The organism is Streptomyces sp. AC550_RSS872, from assembly GCF_019049285.1.
Lineage (GTDB): Bacteria > Actinomycetota > Actinomycetes > Streptomycetales > Streptomycetaceae > Streptomyces.
Map to the genome: position 1 here is coordinate 1 of NZ_JAGMUL010000026.1, position 17909 is coordinate 17909.

At 70.2% G+C, this 17909-nt stretch carries 17 protein-coding genes; 5 read left to right on the forward strand and 12 right to left on the reverse strand.

Going from position 1 to position 17909, the window contains the following annotated elements:
• Positions 1-516 (reverse strand): aldo/keto reductase (locus KUM44_RS11755; protein WP_217207764.1); only part of this gene is annotated, 516 nt, incomplete at its 3' end.
• A 126-nt stretch (positions 517-642) separates the two neighbouring features.
• Between KUM44_RS11755 and KUM44_RS11760 the strand changes: the two genes are divergently transcribed.
• Positions 643-1272 carry a TetR family transcriptional regulator gene (locus tag KUM44_RS11760; protein ID WP_217207765.1) on the forward strand — a complete coding sequence of 210 codons (630 nt, stop codon included), beginning with the start codon at positions 643-645 and terminating at the stop codon, positions 1270-1272.
• A gap of 621 nt (positions 1273-1893) precedes the next feature.
• On the opposite strand, the gene KUM44_RS11765 is transcribed toward KUM44_RS11760, so the two are convergent.
• The 8 genes from KUM44_RS11765 to KUM44_RS11800 all read right to left on the reverse strand — a co-directional run bounded on the left by KUM44_RS11765 (position 1894) and on the right by KUM44_RS11800 (position 9426).
• Positions 1894-2961, reverse strand: coding sequence for an alpha/beta hydrolase (locus KUM44_RS11765; RefSeq protein WP_217207766.1), 1068 nt, complete (start codon positions 2959-2961; stop codon positions 1894-1896).
• A gap of 114 nt (positions 2962-3075) precedes the next feature.
• Complete coding sequence (locus KUM44_RS11770) at positions 3076-3678, reverse strand: RraA family protein (protein WP_217207767.1); 603 nt, start codon at positions 3676-3678, stop codon at positions 3076-3078.
• Positions 3675-4379: an RraA family protein gene (locus KUM44_RS11775; RefSeq protein WP_217207768.1), complete on the reverse strand. Its 705-nt coding sequence runs from the start codon at positions 4377-4379 to the stop codon at positions 3675-3677. Before KUM44_RS11775 ends, KUM44_RS11770 begins: the two co-directional genes overlap by 4 nt.
• Positions 4366-5049, reverse strand: coding sequence for an RraA family protein (locus tag KUM44_RS11780; protein ID WP_217207769.1), 684 nt, complete (start codon positions 5047-5049; stop codon positions 4366-4368). The genes KUM44_RS11775 and KUM44_RS11780 overlap by 14 nt, the downstream gene beginning before the upstream one ends.
• Positions 5046-6053, reverse strand: a complete 1008-nt coding sequence (locus tag KUM44_RS11785; RefSeq protein WP_217207770.1) for an amidohydrolase family protein — start codon at positions 6051-6053, stop codon at positions 5046-5048. The genes KUM44_RS11780 and KUM44_RS11785 overlap by 4 nt, the downstream gene beginning before the upstream one ends.
• A gap of 6 nt (positions 6054-6059) precedes the next feature.
• A complete protein-coding gene (locus KUM44_RS11790) occupies positions 6060-6449 on the reverse strand; it encodes a RidA family protein (protein ID WP_217207771.1) in 390 nt (129 codons plus the stop codon).
• 37 nt (positions 6450-6486) lie between these two features.
• A complete protein-coding gene (locus KUM44_RS11795; RefSeq protein WP_217207772.1) occupies positions 6487-7467 on the reverse strand; it encodes a hypothetical protein in 981 nt (326 codons plus the stop codon).
• Between the two features lie 45 nt (positions 7468-7512).
• Positions 7513-9426 carry an FAD-dependent monooxygenase gene (locus KUM44_RS11800; protein ID WP_217207773.1) on the reverse strand — a complete coding sequence of 638 codons (1914 nt, stop codon included), beginning with the start codon at positions 9424-9426 and terminating at the stop codon, positions 7513-7515.
• Positions 9427-9636: 210 nt separating this feature from the next.
• On the opposite strand from KUM44_RS11800, the gene KUM44_RS11805 reads away from it, so the two are divergent.
• Complete coding sequence (locus KUM44_RS11805; protein WP_217207774.1) at positions 9637-10188, forward strand: lipocalin family protein; 552 nt, start codon at positions 9637-9639, stop codon at positions 10186-10188.
• Between the two features lie 373 nt (positions 10189-10561).
• Positions 10562-11281 (forward strand): GntR family transcriptional regulator, encoded by a 720-nt coding sequence (locus KUM44_RS11810; RefSeq protein ID WP_217207775.1) that lies wholly within the window; start codon positions 10562-10564, stop codon positions 11279-11281.
• Between the two features lie 690 nt (positions 11282-11971).
• On the opposite strand, the gene KUM44_RS46755 is transcribed toward KUM44_RS11810, so the two are convergent.
• Both KUM44_RS46755 and KUM44_RS11815 read right to left on the reverse strand, forming a co-directional pair.
• Complete coding sequence (locus KUM44_RS46755; protein WP_302185990.1) at positions 11972-12094, reverse strand: hypothetical protein; 123 nt, start codon at positions 12092-12094, stop codon at positions 11972-11974.
• A gap of 826 nt (positions 12095-12920) precedes the next feature.
• Positions 12921-14741: a thiamine pyrophosphate-requiring protein gene (locus tag KUM44_RS11815; RefSeq protein WP_217207776.1), complete on the reverse strand. Its 1821-nt coding sequence runs from the start codon at positions 14739-14741 to the stop codon at positions 12921-12923.
• 247 nt (positions 14742-14988) lie between these two features.
• Here KUM44_RS11815 and KUM44_RS11820 point away from each other — a divergent pair, with 247 nt between their 5' ends.
• Positions 14989-15777 carry an RNA polymerase sigma factor SigF gene (locus tag KUM44_RS11820; RefSeq protein WP_217207777.1) on the forward strand — a complete coding sequence of 263 codons (789 nt, stop codon included), beginning with the start codon at positions 14989-14991 and terminating at the stop codon, positions 15775-15777.
• Between the two features lie 70 nt (positions 15778-15847).
• Here KUM44_RS11820 and KUM44_RS11825 read toward each other — a convergent pair whose 3' ends face one another.
• Positions 15848-16975: a GAF domain-containing protein gene (locus KUM44_RS11825; RefSeq protein WP_217207778.1), complete on the reverse strand. Its 1128-nt coding sequence runs from the start codon at positions 16973-16975 to the stop codon at positions 15848-15850.
• Between the two features lie 124 nt (positions 16976-17099).
• Between KUM44_RS11825 and KUM44_RS11830 the strand changes: the two genes are divergently transcribed.
• Complete coding sequence (locus KUM44_RS11830; RefSeq protein ID WP_217207779.1) at positions 17100-17816, forward strand: ANTAR domain-containing response regulator; 717 nt, start codon at positions 17100-17102, stop codon at positions 17814-17816.
• The last annotated feature ends 93 nt before the right edge of the window (positions 17817-17909 follow it).

Consider the following 17909-nt stretch of genomic DNA (forward strand, 5'->3'; position numbering starts at 1 on the left):
GACCGGGGTGACGGCGTGGGCGCGGCGGATGTACTGGGGGCCGACGTTGCTCAGGCCGAAGTACTTCACCTTGCCCTCGGCGATCAGTTCGCCGACCATGCCGGCGACCTCCTCGACCGGAACGTCGGGGTCGGAGATGTGCTGGTAGAAGAGGTCGATGTGGTCGCTCTGGAGGTAGCGCAGGCTGTTCTCGGCGACCTTGCGGATGTTCTCCGGGCGGCTGTCGAAGCCGGAGCCCGGCGGCTGGGCCGTCATGTCGAAGCCGAACTTGGTGGCGAGGACCACCTCGTTGCGGAAGTCGCGGACTGCCTTGCCCAGGAGGATCTCGTTGCTGCCGGTACCGGCGCCGTACAGCTCGGCGGTGTCGAAGAAGTCGATCCCGAGTTCGTGGGCGCGGCGGATGGTCGCGATGCCCTCGTCGTCCTTCGAGGCGCCGTAGGCCATGGACATGCCCATGATCCCCAGGCCGAGTGCCGAGACGCGCAGACCCTGAGAACCCAGATTGCGGTGCTGCATGAGTTCACTCCCTCAGTGTTTTTCGCCGGCTTCACCCGCAGAGGCCAAACCGAACTGTTCTGTTTGATCCTACGCGCCGACCGCCCGGATGCCAAACCAAACGGTTCGGTGCTCTATCCTGGGGCTATGTCCCAGTCCCGCGATTCCGGCCAGACCGCAGCACTCGCAGGAGCCGCCGCGGGCGGTGACACCACGCGCGAGCGCATCCTCACCGCTGCCATGGAGGAGTTCGCCCGCCACGGCATCGCCGGCGCGCGCGTGGACCGCATCGCCAAGCTCGCCAGGACCAGCAAAGAACGCGTCTACGCCTACTTCCGCAGCAAAGACGCGCTCTATGCCGCTGTCGCTGCACGGGAGTACGTCGTCATCGCCGAGGCCACCCAGATGGACCCGTCCGACCTGCCTGGCTACGCGGGCCGCCTGTTCGACTACTTCGTCGCCCGACCGGACCACCACCGCCTGATCACCTGGGGCCGCCTCGAACTGCCGGGCACCAGAGCCGTCGCCGACGATCCCTCCCAGGCAGTGATCGCCCGCAAAATCGACCAGCTCCGCCGGGTGCAGCAGGCCGGACAACTCGACCCCGCCTGGGACCCGGCCGATGTCCTCGCCCTCGTCAACCAGATCGCCATGACCTGGGCGTCACAACCCGAACTCAGCGAGGCCGCCGCCGCACACGCCGTGGACCCCACCACCGCCGCCCGCCGCGCCGCGGTGGTGACCGCTGTCGAACGGCTTTTCCCTCGAGCACGCTGAGGTTCCCCAGACCGGCGGCAGCCCTGTCCAAACGGCGTTGGCTGCCTTTGCCGCTCACGAATGCCATGTCGCGGCCGTCGGTGAGGAGTCGGGCGATGGTGGTCTTCCCAACCCGGGCGGCCCCGCAGGAATCTCGCGGCGTTCATCGGGCTCTGGGGCGGTCGCCTCTCGGCAACTGCTCGGCGGCCAGGTCGTAGGAATCCCCGACCGCGTCGGTGATCAGCCGCTCGGTGATGCCGGGGCCCGGCGCCAGTGAGATCCAGTGGCGTTTGTCGAGGTACCTGCGTCGTAGGACTGGACGAAGGGGTCCTCGGCGCGCACGGTGCAGGAGGCGCGAACCCTCGCGGGACGCAGACCTTGACCGGTCCATACCTCGTCCGGGCGCTCGTAGCGGATCACCAGCCCGCCGTCCGGACGGCGCGCTCAATGGTGTAGATGGTGCCCGAGTCGGGGGCGTCGGCGGTCGCGGGGTGGAGGCGGGAAGTGCGCGGGCCGTGATGCCGCCGAGCGCGTGCGCGGGGACCGGCGCACCCCCACGACGGTGAACGCATCGCGCCGGAGCCCCCGTTGGATCATCCGCTCTCGGGCGCACCCTATACGCGACGGAGTCCCGTGCCGGCGTCATTTCGAGGAGCTGGTCCGCGCATTCGAGCATTGACTGTCGCCTCGCAAGAACTCGATGACGTCGTCCATCGTCGCGGCCTGGTTGAACCGGAGGTCGACGTGGCGATACCCGTCGAACACGGTGAACCGGTGATCAACTCCGATCGCGTCGAGCTTGGCGGCGAAGGCGACGCTGTGCTCGTACGGGACGACGACATCCTTGGTCCCGTGCATCAGCAGACACGGGACCGTCGTGTCTGCTCGGGCCCAGTGGACCGGACTGGCGTCACGGGCGATATCGCGACGTCGAGCCGGCGCCCCGCCGATGAGCCTGGCGCACGAACTGAGAGGCGAGCGGGGATGCCCGTCGAAGAAAACGAGACGCAGCAGCGAGAACCTCGCTCGCAGCAGCAAGTCCGTGGGGGCGTACCAGAGCACTGCCCGCTGGATCGCACTGGAGACGTCCATATTGCCGTAGCGCGCGTCCTCGAATCGCGCCACTCCGTTCGTCGTTGCGAGCATGGCTGCGAGGTGGCCGCCGGCGGATCCACCGAAGGCGAAGAAGGCGTCCGGGTCGAAGCCGAACTCCGTCGCATGCGCCCGCAACCACCGGACGGCGCCTTTGATCTGGAACCCCTGCTCGGGCCAGACAGCCTCGCTTGAAAGCGAGTAGTCGACGCTTGCGACTGCGAATCCGTGGTCGAGCAGGCGGAAAACTCCTGGCTCGATCAGCTTCTTATTACCCATCCTCCACCCGCCTCCGTGGAAGAAGATGACGAGCGGCGTCTGGTGCGAGGAACCTGATCGCGGGAGGTAGATGTCCAGCGACAGCTCCTGACCGAGGTATCGGCCGTAGACCTGGGAAATGGGATCCGGGCGTGTGGAGGGTTTCGGCCAGCCCCACCGTGGTCGCGCCATCCTCGCGATCGTCGGTAGGAACCGTCCCACGTCGAGGATGACCGCGACCGCGGCGATCGCGGCGAGGACTGACCACGGCCCGCCATGCGCACGAACGGCGTCTGCACCCATCATCCGCGCAACCACCGGGTCGGGCGCGTCGCCATGCCGAGCGGGCCCTGAGGACACGTGCGCCCCTTCTTCGCAGTAGCCATGTTCATGCCTTCGTCTTTCTGCTTGGTCGTGCACATCGTGGGTCGTCTCATGCTGAAACCGACGGGCGGTCGGGACAGGACGGTGGTGTCAGGGGAGCCGGTAGATGTCGATCGTGGACTCGCCGGCCCGCAGCCGTTCGATGTAGCCGGCCTCGGCCGCCTCACGTTCGGCGGACAGTTTGCGCACCTCGTCGATCCGGGCCTTGGGGATACAGACCACCCCGTCGGCGTCCGCAACGATCAGGTCGCCGCGGCCGATCCGCCGGCCGCCGATCTGGATCGGCTCGCCGAGCGCGCCCGGCCCGTCGGGGTCCTTGCCGGTGCCCTGGATACAGACCCGCTCGGCGAAGACCGGCCAGCCCATCTCGATCAGCCGGGCCGAGTCGCGTACCCCGCCGTCGATGACGAGGCCCGCCAGGCCGCGCGCGATGGCGGCCTCGGCGAGGATCTCGCCCCAGTAGCCGTACTCGTGGCCGCCGCCGGTGTCGACGACGAGGACCTCGCCGGGTGCTGCGGCGTAGACCGCGCGGTGGAACCAGAGGTTGTCCCCCGGCACCGCGCGGACGGGGAATGCGGCCGCCTCCAGGCGCATCCCCGGGTCCAGCGGCCTGATCGACGAGGGCAGCGCGCCGACACGGCCCGCGGCCTCGTGGACGGTGGCCGAGGTGAGCGGGACGGTGCTCACGGTCATCGGGTTCCTCCCTCGTGGTGCTGGAGGTCGTGGTAGCGGAAGCGGGTCCGCGCGTCGCGCAGCGAGCTGCCGGCCTCGACGGCCTCGCGGATGGCCTGCTCGGCCCGCTCGATCTCCTCGGCCGCGTCCAGCACCTCGTCGGCGCGGGCCGCGGGGATGGCGACCAGTCCGTCGCCGTCGCCGAGCAGCAGGTCGCCTGGCTCGACCCGGATGCCGCCCACGGAGACCGGCACCTGGACGGCCTCGACGCGTACCCGGTCCTTTCCTGTGCGCATCCAGTTGCCGCGGGAGAAGATCGGGTAGCCGAGGGTGAGGCTGCGGTCGACATCGCGGCAGACCCCGTCGATCACCGTGCCCGCGACGTGGCGGCCGTGCGCGGTAGTGGTGAGCAGGTCGCCCCAGACGGTGGCGTCGAGGCGCCCCTGGTTGTCCAGGACGACGACGTCGCCCTCGCCCAGGTCGTCGATGTAGTCGCCGACCGTGCCCCGGTCCTCGCCGACGGGCCCGTACCGCAGAGTCCAGGCCCGCCCGACGAGGCGGAAGGTCCGGTCCAGCGGGGCGATGCCCAGCGCCTGCCCGGGGATGCCGAGCTTGTCGAGGGCATCGGAGACCCCCGAGGTGGACAGCGCGGCGAGCCGTGACCGGCGCAGGGCGTCCTGGTCGGCGGCCGTCCGGCCGGCGGCGGGGTCAGTCGTCAGCATCGGTCAACTCCTCGTAGGTCTTGCCCATGACGACGGACACCGGCGTGCCCGCCTCGATCGCCTTTGCCATGGCCGCTTCGGTCGCTGCGATCCGCTCCGCGGTCGCGAGCACCTCGTCGATCCGGTCGGCGGGTACGACGACCACGCCGCCGGAGTCGGCTAGGACCAGGTCGCCGGGTGCGACGGTGACCTCGCCGATCTCGACGGGTTCGTTCCAGGCGTGCTCGACGGCGCGGCCACGGGCCGTCACGGGGGTCGGAGTGACGGCGTGCACGGGCAGGCCCGCGGCCGCCGCCTCGGCGAGGTCGCGCGCGGCGCCGTGCACGACGACGCCCTCGATCCCGCGTTCGGCGGCGGCGCGGGAGAGCAGACCGCCCCAGCCCGCGCAATCGGTGCGGCCCTGGTGGGCCACGACCACCACGTCGTCGCGGCCGGACGCGTCGACCGCGGCCGTGCCGAGGTGACGCTTCGGCAGGCCGTCACCGGGAGTGGCGGTGCCGGCGTCCTGGGCGGGCGGGCCGAGGCGTACCGTGACGGCCCGGCCCGCGAAGGCACGGTCGGCCGCCAGCGGACGCAGGCCGGGCAGCACGCCGCTGATGCCGTGGCGGTCGAGGGCGTCGGAGACGGCGCAGGTGTCCAACGCGCGCAGCCGCTCGATCGGGGTGCTCATGACGCGAGGTGCTTCTTCAGGGCCGGGAACACCGTCAGCGCGTTGTCCTCGAACACGGCCTGCCGGTCGGCGTCGGTCAGGAAGCCGAAGCCCTCGATGACCGGCCTGATGTCGTCGAAGTCCCGCCCGGTCTCCGGGTTCGGCGCGCTGCCGCTGCCCGGCTTCTCCGTGCCGAACAGCACCCGGTCGGAGCCGACCAGACGCAGCAGCAGCTCCAGGGACGGCGGGTAGTGCAGCACACTGTCGAACCAGAACCGGCGCAGCGACACCTCGAACCGCTCACTGTCGGGGGACCCGCCGAGCCCGGGGTGCAGCGTCTCTGCCTGCCAGCGCCCGATCTGGTAGGGCACCGAGCCGCCGCCGTGCGAGATCATCACCCGCAGCGACGGGAAGTCGGTGAAGACTTCGCTGCGCAGCATGGAGAGGACGGCGATGGACTCCTCCGTCACGAAGTGCTCGGAGTACGTCTCGCGCTCGGAGTAGCAGCCCGCCGAGTGGATGTGGATCGGCAGGTCGTGCTCGACGAGGCGCTCCCACAGCGGGTACCAGTAGCGGTCGCCGAGGGTGGGGGTGGCGCCGCGGCCCTCGTGCAGGTCGGGGTTGATGAGTACGCCCACGAAGCCGGCCTCGACCAGCCGGTCCACCTCGGCGAAGGCGGCGGAGACCGGCTCGTCGGGCGACAGCGGCAGCGCGCCGACCCCGGCGAACCGGGTGGGATGCAGCGCGACGGTGCGGGCGATGGTGTCGTTGTTCGCCCTGATCCACGGCTCCAGCATCCTGCTGGGCTGCATGGAGCTGCCCAGGTGGAAAGGGCGCGGCGAGAGCAGCTGGAAGTCGGTCCCGACCTTGTCCATGATCGCCACGTTGCCCGCGGCGGCCTCGGCCAAGGAGTCGTCGGAGATCCGCGGGCTGCCGGAGTGGTAACCGCCGTTGGCGAGCAGCAGGGCCCGGTAGGCGTAGAGCGTGTCGGGGGCGACAAGGTGGGCGTGTGCGTCGATGATCATGAGTGGTCAGCCTTCTCCCAGCACGGCGGTGATTTCGAGCTGGATCTGGAGCGGGTCGGGCAGGTCGATACGGAGGGTGTGGCGGGCAGGCCTGCTGTGCTCGTCGGGGAACATCTCCACCCAGTGCTTGTCGATCACCGGACGGATGGACTTGTCGCGGACGAACACCGTGCACTTGGCGACATCCGCCGGGGACCCGCCGGCGGCTTCGAGCACGCGCCGCACGTTGGCGAACACCAGCGCGACCTGCTCCTCGGTACCGGGCGGCACGGCGCCGCTGTCCGGGTCGAGGGGCGAGATGCCGCTGGAGACCAGCAGGTTGCCCACGACGCACGCCTGCGGGATGGGCAGCCCGCCGTGGTGCAGGCCGGGGACCTCAATGGAGCGTCGGGCCATGATGTGACTCCTTCCGGGCGACCGGGCCCGTCGTTTCTCACTTCCAGGACAGGAAGGCCATACCGCAGCCAGTGCCTGCGGCGGAACGGATGATGGGCACGTACTCGGACCACTCGACGTCATGTCCCTCCATGGCGCCTGCCGCGGTGATCCAGTTGCGGATTTCCGACGAACCGCTGTTGAGCAGGTTCGTGGGGAGGGAGCACAGGACGTCGGAGTCCTTGGCGTGGATGGCGTCGAGCACCTTGCGGTCCAGGCCCTCGTCGACGACGAAGTGGGAGAGGCCGCCGGAGGCCAGGATGGCGATGCGGGCGTCGACCGGCGAGGCGGCGGCCGCGGCGCGCAGCGCCCGGCCGAGTTCGAAGCAGCGCTTCGGGCTCGGCTGGTTCGGCGGGTAGTAGGTGTTGAGCATGAAGGGGATCACCGGGACCGGGTCGGGCCGCAGGAACTGGTAAATAGGGAAGCCGTAGGCGTGGCCGAAGCCCTTGCCCGCGGGCGCGTTGCTCATCCAGCCGATGTCGATGCCCTGGTCCATGAGGCCCCGGACGAGGTCCTCGGCCAGGGCCGCGTGCCCGGCGAAGGTGAACTCCTCGTTCATCAGGTAGGCCATGGCGATCTCTTTGAGGAACGCCGAGTCGTGGTCGTCGATGACGCCCGTCTTCATCTCGGCGGCGGCGGACAGCGCCATGGCGGGCTGGTTGGTGGAGTCGAACAGCTCGCGCTGGTCATCGCCGATCACAAGCACCACGTCGGGGGCGACCCGACGGAAGTCCTCGCGGAGCCGGTCGAGCGCCGTCTGGCAGCTCTTCCAGTTCTCCTGCCACACCTCCATCACCCGGCGCGCGTCGAACGTGTTCCCCGCCCGGGCGGCGAGGTCGTCGAAGCTGCGGATCACGCCGGTGCGGTCGTAGAGCTCCGGGTTGTCGCGGTCCTGGTCGGCCCGCTCCGCCCAGAGGCTGGGCGGGGCTGCCAGCAGTGGGCTGTGGGAGGTCCCGGCCCCGAACACGATCTCAGCCATTTCTTCTTTCCATTCGGTCTCGGTGGTGTGTGTGGGTGGTAGGGATCAGTCCTCGACGACGGTGAACAGCCTGGCCTCACGGGAGTGACCGACGCGTACGGCCTCGCCGGCCTCGGCGATGCCCTTCAGCCCGGCGAGCGGGTCGCCCTCGGGGAGTTCGGGTGACCGGTGCAGCAGCGTGTGCACGACGCCTTCGAGGTCGGCAGCGGGGTCGGCGGGCGCTGTGGCGGAACGCCAGGCGACGTGCCGGTCCGGACGGACCAGCAGCGCCCCGCCCGCTTCGAGCCCGCAGACGGTGTGCCACCGGCCGCCGGGATCGGCGTAATCGCCGCCGTCGCCCACTCCGACTCCGACGACGGTGATCGGGTGTCCCGTCGCCCAGGCGACGGTGCGGGCGGCCTCGTGCCACGGGCAGCCGGGGGCGCCGTCGGTGAAGAGTGTGAACCCTTCTACGGCGACGAGGTCCGAGCTGGATACGGTCCAGCCGTCCGCTGCGCGCAGCCAGACGTGGGGGACGTGGTGCCCCGGTCGGGCATTGGAGGTGAAGCCGGTGGCCGTGTCCTCCGCCGGCGGGGTCCCGTCGGAGACCAGCGCACCGGTCCGGTAGGTGAAGCCCGCCTCGATGTTGAGCTGGCTGTAGTCCTCGGCGTTGTGGGCGACGGCGGCGTCCGCGGCGGCCCGTCGCCGGGCGCCCTCCTCGGTGTCGCTCGCCCAGACCGCGATCTCGGACCAGCCCTCGTCGACCGAGAGGCCCTTGCGCAGGCCCATCGCCGAACCGATCGGCCCGTGGCGTCCGGCGTTGCGCAGAGAGTGCTCGACATTGCGGATGGCGATCTGCCGACGCTCGGGTTCGTAGCTGTCGAGCAGTTCGTCGCCCGCCTGGCCCTTGAGGACCGCCGCCAGCTTCCAGCCCAGGTTGGTGGCGTCGCCGACCGCGGTGTTCAGGCCCAGCCCGCCGGTCGGCGGGTGCCGGTGTGCGGCGTCGCCCGCGAGGAACACGGGACCGATCCTGAAGCGGTCGGCCACCACACCCTCGTACTGCCAGTGGCTGATCGCGTGGACCCGCATCTCCAGGTCGGGCAGTCCGATGAGGTCGCGCACCCGCTGGGTCAGCGCCTCGGCGTCGCGGCCGATCGGGTCGTCGGGGTGCATGTGCATCCCCATGGACCACTGCGGCGAGCGCGCACCCCACTGGTCCGGTCCCAGGGCGAGGAGGACTCCTACGGGGTTGCCCTCGCCCTGCGGCTGGATCAGGTAGGTCAGCAGGGCCTCGGGGTCGGCGTACTCGCTGAGGTCTGCGGAGAAGAACACGCTCACGAGGTCGAGCAGGGCGCGCGGCCCGGACACCTGGACGCCCAGGAGCCCCGCGCAGGTACGGCCGCCGTCGGCCGCGACCACGTAACGGGCGCGGATGCGGTAAGTGCGGTCGGCGTCCAGGTCGCGGACCGTCGCGAGGGCGCCGGTGTCGTCGACGTCCAGGCCGATCAGCTCCGTACGAGGACGGATCCCGCCGGGCCATGCCTTGTGGGCCTGTTCCCAGAGCAGCGTGTCCACTCTGAGCTGGGGAAGGTTGCCGAACCGCCGGGGGCTGGCGTCGGCGTAGCGTTCCCTGTCGGCGCCACCGCCCCACGCGGGGAGGCAGCCGATTCGGCGGCCGTGCAGCGGGGTGGGCCCCGCCAGGCTCGTGTACCAGGCCACGCGGTGCCACTGGTCCTCCGGGGGCCCCTCCGCGTAGATCCGGTCGGCGATGCCGACGTCGTGAAAGGTTTCCATGGTGCGGACGTTGAGTAGATGGGCCCGCGGGAAGTGGGTGGTGAAGTCACGGCGGTCGATGACCATGCCGTGCACGCCGCGGCGGGCCAGCTCCAGGGCCGTCGTCAGTCCTGCGGGGCCGCCGCCCACGATGAGAACGGGAGTCTCCTCGTCCGCAGCGGCGGCTCGAATCAAGTTGTCAGTCACGCGGCCTCCTTGCCGTCGGACCGGCGGGTCGCCTGAGTCCTCCCAGGCGCCATCGATAATTGCATGCAAAAATTGAATGCAAAACCCCCTGCAATGTTATTACTTTACGTAACGTTCAACTACGGAGTGCATTGCCTGCAATTTTGGGTTCCTCTTGGGATGTACTGCGGCTAGGGTCTCGGCCACAGCCAATCCCCCCGCGTTCGCCCGGTGGCAGACCGTGCCTCAAAGGACGAGGAGGCCCGCACCCTCGCGATCCGCGCCCCCCCCACGCTCGATGCCACCCGGCCTTCCGCCGGCACACTCGCCACGCGCTGGAAGGTCACCATCCCGGGCGAGCACGCCAACCTGAACGTCACCGTCGACGCCGAGGACCAGGAACTGGTGGCCGGCGGGCCCCGCTACGAAGGCAGCGCCGCCGTGACCGGCACCTACGGCCACCGCCACGTCATCGGCTCCACCTACATCGAGGTAACCGCCTCGAAGTGGCCGTCTGCGGCCGCCGAACGACGACGCGGCGACAAGCCCTCCTGCCGGCTCCCACGCACCACCCAACCGCCGGCACCGGGGCCGGTAAGCCCCCCAGCGCGTACTGCCCCGTCCGACCGCACCAGCCTCGTTGCCGCTGTTCTCGGCGCCGCCCCATACGGAGCGGCGCCGAGCCCTTGTCTGCGACAGCCCTGCTCCGGGACCGGCCGTACCGCCGTCCGCCGCCCCCAGCCAGCCGAGACGCCGTCCCGCCTCCCTCGCGGCACGCCGTAGTAGCCCTCGGACCTCCGCCTTCAGAACGGCTTGCATCAGTGACTCAAGCCGGTCGACCAGCTTCTACTACCGGCGTCGTGCCAACTCGTCGTTCGCGAGCATCTCGCGCAGTCCCCCACCTCTGCCCGCAGCGCCATGCCTGGCTCGTCCTCCACTGGCGCCGCCGGGCGCCTACCCGTCAAGCCCAGGCCGGCCACTACCGCACCCGACGTAAGTCGTGAGGTGATCTTGGTTTGTGGCGTAGCAGCACCCGGGCATCCGACTTCGCGGGGGCCTGCATGGTCGTCGCCCCGCGCCGGGCTCGGGGTGCCGCTCTGTTAACCTGCTGGGAGATTTTGCATGCGAACTTGGATTCGGATTGGGGATAGAGTCGATGGCCGAGATCGGCGACACCCCACGGAAGAAGAGGCCCGGCGCGGCCGTCGACCGAGTCATCGACATGATCGTCGGCAGGATCAGCAGCGGCGATCTCGGGCCGGGGGAGCAGTTGCGCCAGGAAGACCTCGCGGAGACGCTCGGGGTGAGCCGGGTGCCGGTGCGGGAGGCGCTGCACGCCCTGGCCGAGCAGCGGGTCCTGGTGCATCTCAAGCATCGGGGGTTCTTCGTCGCCAAGCGCAGTCCGGCCGAACTGGCACAGTTGGCCCGGCTGTTGGAAATCATCGAGAACGAGGTCCTCGAGACGATCGAGTGGCCGGACGCCGAGGTGCTTGGGCAGCTCCGAGCGCTCAACGGCCGGATGCTGGCCATCGCCGGGGACTACGACACCACCGAGACCTTCGCCCTGAACCGGCAGTTCCACTTCACGATCTTCACCCTCTCGCCGCTCAAAATCATGATCGACGAGCTGGAACGTCTGTGGCGGCTCGCGCAGCCGTTCGTCGTCGCCGAGATGATGACCAGCGACGCGCGGATACAGCGCACCGAGGAGCACGAGCGGATCATCGAGCAGTTGACGCGGCGTGATCGGCAGGCCCTGCTCGAGGTCATGATGCAGCACCGCCGTCGCTCGGGACGGCGCACCGCGACGCAGGGCAACGCCCAGGGTCGCCAGATCCCGGATCCCGGCGCACCTCTTCTCGGTACGGGCGGCTGAAACGCCGTCGGCAAAAACCCGACACCGGGGGCTACGACCAGGCAGGTCGCGGCCCCGGTGCAGCACGACACTGACGGTCCACTCCTGCGCTGCCCCTGCCGCGGCGACGGATTGCGAGTGGCGAGGCCACCTTGACCAACAGGCCGCCGACAACCCGCTGTTCTGGGCTGCATTCAAGATCACCGGAGTTGCCTGAGTCGCATCTCCACACCGCTCCCTTTCGGCATGCAGTCGAGCTCGGAGCTGCCCACGCGGGAAAGATGTCGGGAAAGACGTGTCCGATGCCCGAGCTGCAAGGGCACCATGCCGTAGTGCGCCTGCCGGTGTGTCGATGTGTGAGAACGCGGTTCCGAACACCGTGACCGTGACCTCCTCCACAGCGAGGCCACCCGGGTGTCGTGCACGCGGGCGACCGGCCGGCCCCCACCGCCGCCGTCACCCGTCGAGCGCCGGCCGACCGGGATCGGGCCATCTCGGCACTGTGAGCAGGACACGCGGTGGGTGGCATCACCCCAACGACCGGAATGTCGTGCAGGAGTTCGAGTGACGGCGCCGGTGGATCACCTCAACGGTCGGGCCGTCCCCGGTCCCGCCCTCAACTCCGCTCCCACGACCCGACCTCACAGAGGAACAGGAGGAACGCGTCGGCCCACACTGATGCTGTCGGCGTCGGTACTTCTTCGGCAGCTGCTACAGGGCGGGGCGGGCTGCTTCGATGTGGTCGGCGGTGATGTTGCTGCCCGCGTTCCCGGGCCGCAGCAGCTCGGCCACCGGCTCCCCGGACCCGCCCCGGCCGTGGTCGACGAATCCCATCAGCGGAGTACCGGTGGGCTACCGGCGAGGTGTCCGCGCAGAGCGCGGTTCCTTTTCAAGTGGCCCCCGGCCCGAACCGCCCGTGCGGCTTTCACCGCAGGCGGCTCTCCAGCGATCTTCGTGTTTCTCCGTCAGCCGTCGGCGTGGATGGAGGCGTGGCAGGACTGGCAGGTCACGAGGGACTTGCGTCGATTCCCGAGCATCGCCGTCACTCATGCCGGGCGGGGCTGACTGTGTTCGGACAGGTCTGCGACGCTGCGTGCGTGGTGGACGGTGATGCCGTCCGTCGAGCCGCAGATGTCGCAGCGACCGGCGAGGAGTCTGGAGACCAGCTCTATTCGCCGGGGGCCGTTCCGGTCGTGGACTTGTCGATGATCGGAGCGGTCCTCTGCCGTCGCAGCGGAATACCGCCGAACCGTGCGACCAGGGGCTACCTGCCGGGGCGCTCGGTGGTGAAACCGGAGGCACCTTCGGGGCCCGACCGGGGTGATGACCTTGGACCGGTACTTGCGGGCCATGAGCGACAGGGGACGTTCGGGACGGGTGACCGTTCCCGGAAACCGACGGTGGCCGCGGCAAGCGGCTCTGATCCCCCTTTTTGACTTCGGGTGTCGGGCACAGGGCGATGGCGGCGGCAGAGCCGTGTGCCCCACCGGCATCCGCGAGGATCTCCAGAAAACGGGCCCTCGGCCGGGAACTGGGCCAGTCCCAGCTGTCTCGCCTCGGTGATGTCGGCGCAACTGCCCGGCCTACGTGGGTACGGCACTGAACAGTTCATCGCGCTACTGAACTGACCACTGAACTGTTTCTTGCGCAACTGAACTCTTCAGTGCCGTTCAACATCGCCCCTCTTGTTCTTGTCCCGCCCCGGCAGGAACTCCTGCATCTTCGCCTTGAACCCCTGCCTGACCATCGACCCGCGATCCGCGTCCCCCTTCAGGATCGACGAGGCCGTGGCCTCCATCTGCTCCCAGGTGGCGTGCGGCGGGATCGGCGGTACGGCGGGGTCGGTGAGGAACTCGATCACCGCCGGGCCGTCCGCCTCCAGGCCCGCGCGCCAGCCCGCCTCGACGTCCTCGGGCTTCTCGACGCGGATGCCGGTCAGACCGAGGGAGCGGGCGAACGCGGCGTACTGCACGTCCGGGAGCTGCTGGGACGGCAGGAAGGACGGGGCGCCCTCCATGGCGCGCATCTCCCAGGTGACCTGGTTGAGGTCGTGGTTGTTCCACACGGCCACGACCAGCCGCGGGTCCTCCCACAGGTCCTTGTACTTCGCCGCCGTGATCAGCTCCGCCAGGCCGTTCATCTGCATCGCGCCGTCGCCGACCAGCGCGATGGCCGGGCGGTCCGGATGGGCGAACTTGGCACCGATCGCGTACGGCACACCGCAGCCCATCGTCGCCAGCGTCCCGGACAGCGACGAGCGCATGCCGGGCCGCATCGTCAGATGGCGGGCGTACCAGTTCGCCGCCGAACCCGAGTCGGAGGACACGATCGCGTTCTCGGGGAGCAGCGGGTCCAGGGTGCGGGCGACGTACTCCGGGTTGATGGGGTCGGCCGACAGGTTCGCCCGCCGCTCCATGACCTCACGCCAGCGCGTCACGTTGTCGCACACCGTGTCGTACCACTCGCGGCCCCGCTCCTCGGACCTGATCAGCGGGATCAGCCGCTCCAGCGTCGCCTTCGCGTCGCCGACGAGATTCACCTCGTACGGATAGCGCATCCCGACCATGTGCGGATCGATGTCGATCTGCACGCCCCGCGCCTTGTCGAAGTCCGGCAGGAACTGCGTGTACGGGAAGGACGATCCGATGGTCAGCAGCGTGTCGCAGTCCCGCATGAGCTCGTACGACGGGCGCGTGCCCAGCAGCCCGATCGAGCCGGTGACATACGGAAGTTCGTCGCTCAGGGCGTCCTTGCCGAGCAGCGCCTTGGCCACGCCGGCACCCAGCAGCTCGGCGATCCGCTCCACATCGGCCCGCGCGCCGGACGCGCCCTGGCCGACCAGGATGGCCACCTTGTCACCGGCGTTGAGGATCTCGGCCGCCCTGCGGACCGAGTCGTCCGAGGGAACCGCCGTCCAGCTGCTGCGGTCCAGGCTGGAGGGGACCATCTTGAACTCGTGCGTGGGCGGCGAGTAGTCGAGCTCCTGGACGTCGCCCGGGATGATGATCGCCGTGGGCGCGCGGCGCGCGTACGCGGTGCGGATCGCCCGGTCCAGGACGTTCGGCAGCTGCTCGGGGACCGTCACCGTCTCCACGAAGTCCGAGGCGACGTCCTTGAAGAGCGTGTGCAGGTCGACCTCCTGCTGGTACGAGCCGCCCATCGCGGTGCGATGCGTCTGGCCGACGATCGCCAGCACGGGGACGTGGTCGAGTTTGGCGTCGTACAGGCCGTTCAGGAGGTGGATCGCGCCGGGTCCGGACGTCGCCGCGCACACCCCGAGACGGCCGCTGAACTTGGCGTAACCGACCGCCTGGAACGCGGACATCTCCTCGTGCCGGGACTGGATGAAACGAGGCTGGTTGTCGGCCCGGCCCCACGCGGCGAGCAGGCCGTTGATGCCGTCGCCGGGATAGCCGAAGACATGCTCCACATCCCACTCGCGCAGGCGTTGCAGGACGTGGTCGGCGACCTTGGTGCTCATGCGGGACCTCCTGGGTCCGTGGGGGACTGCGTGGCTCCGCTCCGAGTGACCCTGCGCGCCGGTGGAAAACCTGAACGGGTGTTTGCGGGCGGGGGGCGGGGGCAGGCGAAGGAACAGTGCTTCGGACCGGAGGCACGTCCGTGGGAGCGGGGATCCCCCGCCACGGGTGTGCCCGGCTCCGGTGCGCGCCCGCACTCCCACGGTGACCGTCCAAGCCAGAGCGCAACCAAGGGAGTTGTGGCGCATCATGCCCACCTCAGTGAGCGCGAAGCACCACCCGCACGACGACGCCCCCGACACCGCCGAGGACTTCCGCAGGCTCGCCACGCTGCCCGAGGGCCAGCAGCGCGACACCCTCCGCGAGAGGATCGTCGAGGCCTGGCTGCCCATGGCCGACCGCCTCGCCGGGCGGTTCCGCAGCCGCGGCGAGAGCTTCGACGACCTGCGTCAGGTCGCCGCCCTCGGCCTGGTCAAGGCAGTCGACCGCTACGACCCCGAGCGCGGCAACGCCTTCGAGAGCTACGCCGTGCCCACCATCACCGGCGAGATCAAGCGGCACTTCCGCGACCACATGTGGACCCTGCATGTGCCGCGCCGGGTCCAGGACCTGCGCAACCGTGTCCGGTTCGCCGTCCAGGACCTCCAGACCGTCTCCGGCCGCCGGCCCACGGTCGCCGAGATCGCCGCGCACGCGGACATGAGCGAGGCCGACGTCAAGGTCGGACTGGAGGCGTTGGAGAGCTTCACCGCGCTGTCGCTGGACGCGGAGTTGCCCGGCAGTGACGACGGGTACTCGCTGAGCGACGCGCTGGGCTCCGCCGATCCCGCGCTGGACACGGTCGTGGACCGTGAGGCGGTCGCGCCCCGGCTGGCGGCCCTGCCGGAGCGTGAGCGGGCGATTCTGTACATGCGGTTCTTCGGGGACATGACGCAGAGCCGGATCGCGGAGCAGCTGGGGATCTCGCAGATGCATGTGTCCCGGCTGATCAGCCGGTGCTGTAGTCGGGTGCGGGAGCAGGTTCTCGAGGCCGGGTAGCGCCGTGGGGGTGTGGGTTGTCTGCGGGGGCGGGCCGCATGTGGCTTGTCGCGCAGTTCCCCGCGCCCCTTTAGGGCGTCCCGGTTGCCGCCAGTGATATGTGGCGGGACATGATGTCCATGGCCTGTGCCTCTGCCATTGAAAAGGCCAGGCGGGCCCCGCATCTGAACAAGGTCAACACGCCCTGTACACGAGCATCGATCGTCAGCGGTACGCACAGCAATGACGTGACGTCCGCCTGTACGAGGACTGGGCCGCGTTGGAGGTCCTGGCCGAAGGCGTGCGGGTCCGCCGGCCGGACCTGGAGGGACGGAGAGCCGGTGCGTGCCGTTTCCATGACGAGGGGGCACGTGGTCGGGGACTGGGCCGCCAGGGCGCTCGCCTCCTCGTCCGAGGGGGCCAGCACCGTCGTACGGGAGAGGCCGGTCGTGCCCGTGTCGGCGATCACCCAGTCGGCGAAGCGGCCGTGGAGGACCTCGGCCGCCTGTCGGACGACCGTGTCACGGTCGCCGCGCGGTGCGGTCAGCAGGGTCGCGGTCATCTCGTCCAGGACGTCCATCAGGGACGCGTGCCGGGTGGTCTCGGTCAGATCGGGCACCTGGGTCGTCGGGTTCTCTGCCGTGGCCGGGGAGGCGGGCGCGCGGAGGTCGTCCGGCTGGAGCACCACCAGCACGGTGGTGTGCGGCTCCCCGCTCGGGCGTACGGCGGTCAGGGTCGCGTGGACCGGCACGGAAGGACGTTGCTGGAGGTGCACGGTGAGGCTGCGGTCGCCCTCGCCGCGGGCCACCGCCGCCGCCTGGGAACGGAACGCGGCCCGGTCGGCGTGGGCGAGGAACCCGGTCAGCGGCCGGCCCGTCGCATAGCCGGCCCGGACCCCGGAGAAGGACGTCGCCGCGAAGTTCAGCCGGCGCACCACCGCCTCCCGGTCCACCAGCGCCACGGGCAGCGGAAACCGCTGGAACACCGCGCGCAGCAGATGCTGTTCCTGGCGGTCGGCCGACGTCGTACGGGGCGGTCCGGCCGAGGACAGCCGCTCGTACCACGGCCACAACTGGTCGGCGACATGGTCGAGTTCGAAGATGGCCGCGTCCAGTACGGTCGGCAGGTCCCCTCCGGTCACGGACCGCGCCGCCTTGAGTTCCGCGACGCGGCGCACGAAATCCGCGAGCTCTTCACCGAATTCGTCGGTCTTCGCCATGGGAACGAACCTAGCCGGTGGCCACGCGGCGCGGGGCGGCGGGGACTCAACCGGTTCTGCCTGTTCTTCCGCTGTTTTCCCCGCGCGGGTCCGGGAACGCGCCGGGTGAGAGGAGGAGTTGAGGATGCCCGCTCACCACCCTGTGGGTCACTGGGTACACGAGTCCGCCGAAGCGGCCCTTCCGGCGCGCAGGTTGTCCGAACTGGTCGAACAGGCCGTGCGCTGCACCGCGGACTGCTGCGGGGCGAGCAGCGTGGTCGCCGAGCCGGGAGCCGAGCGGCCCGCCGCCGTCACCCATCCCGACCTCGCCGGACTCGTCGCCGTACAGCTCCGCTCCGGGGACGGGCCCATCCCGGCCGCTCTGGAACGCGGCGAGCCCGTCGACTCGGCCGACCTGCTGCGCGACGAGCGCTGGCCGGAGTACCGCGCCATGGCACTCGACTCGGGCGTGCGCTCCAGCGTCACGCTCCCGTTCCGCCGCTCCGGGCTCACGGTGACGCTCAGCCTCTACAGCTTCCGGCCGGGCGCCCTGGAGGACGCCGCCCACGGACCCGCGCGCGCCCTCGGCGACTTCGCCGCCGGCTGCCTGGTCCGCGACCGCTCCTACCGCGCCGCGCTCACCGAGCTCGACCATCTCGGCACCGCGCTGCGCTCCCGGCCCGTCGTCGACCAGGCGAGCGGCATCGTCATGCACGTCCTCGGCTGTGACGCCGACGCCGCCTTCGGCGTGCTGCGCCGCATCTCCCAGGCCACCAACCGCAAGCTGTCGGACGTCGCCGCCGGAGTGGTCAGCAGGCGTGGGCGCGGGCTGGAGCGCGACCTGGCGGCGCTGCTGAACTGACGGGACGGGGGCAGGGGGAAGAGCCCGGGGATGTCACCCGCTCGGGCGTCCCCGTCCCGCGAATGGTGCCCGGCCGCGCGCGCCCGGACGCCG

Bases quoted from the DNA above. Each gene is read 5' to 3' on its own strand.
- KUM44_RS11760 (WP_217207765.1), top strand. From the start codon at position 643: ATGTCCCAGTCCCGCGATTCCGGCCAGACCGCAGCACTCGCAGGAGCC.
- KUM44_RS11770 (WP_217207767.1), bottom strand. From the start codon at position 3,678: ATGACCGTGAGCACCGTCCCGCTCACCTCGGCCACCGTCCACGAGGCC.
- KUM44_RS11775 (WP_217207768.1), bottom strand. From the start codon at position 4,379: ATGCTGACGACTGACCCCGCCGCCGGCCGGACGGCCGCCGACCAGGAC.
- KUM44_RS11780 (WP_217207769.1), bottom strand. From the start codon at position 5,049: ATGAGCACCCCGATCGAGCGGCTGCGCGCGTTGGACACCTGCGCCGTC.
- KUM44_RS11785 (WP_217207770.1), bottom strand. From the start codon at position 6,053: ATGATCATCGACGCACACGCCCACCTTGTCGCCCCCGACACGCTCTAC.
- KUM44_RS11790 (WP_217207771.1), bottom strand. From the start codon at position 6,449: ATGGCCCGACGCTCCATTGAGGTCCCCGGCCTGCACCACGGCGGGCTG.
- KUM44_RS11795 (WP_217207772.1), bottom strand. From the start codon at position 7,467: ATGGCTGAGATCGTGTTCGGGGCCGGGACCTCCCACAGCCCACTGCTG.
- KUM44_RS11810 (WP_217207775.1), top strand. From the start codon at position 10,562: ATGGCCGAGATCGGCGACACCCCACGGAAGAAGAGGCCCGGCGCGGCC.
- KUM44_RS46755 (WP_302185990.1), bottom strand. From the start codon at position 12,094: ATGGGATTCGTCGACCACGGCCGGGGCGGGTCCGGGGAGCCGGTGGCC.
- KUM44_RS11815 (WP_217207776.1), bottom strand. From the start codon at position 14,741: ATGAGCACCAAGGTCGCCGACCACGTCCTGCAACGCCTGCGCGAGTGG.
- KUM44_RS11820 (WP_217207777.1), top strand. From the start codon at position 14,989: ATGCCCACCTCAGTGAGCGCGAAGCACCACCCGCACGACGACGCCCCC.
- KUM44_RS11825 (WP_217207778.1), bottom strand. From the start codon at position 16,975: ATGGCGAAGACCGACGAATTCGGTGAAGAGCTCGCGGATTTCGTGCGC.
- KUM44_RS11830 (WP_217207779.1), top strand. From the start codon at position 17,100: ATGCCCGCTCACCACCCTGTGGGTCACTGGGTACACGAGTCCGCCGAA.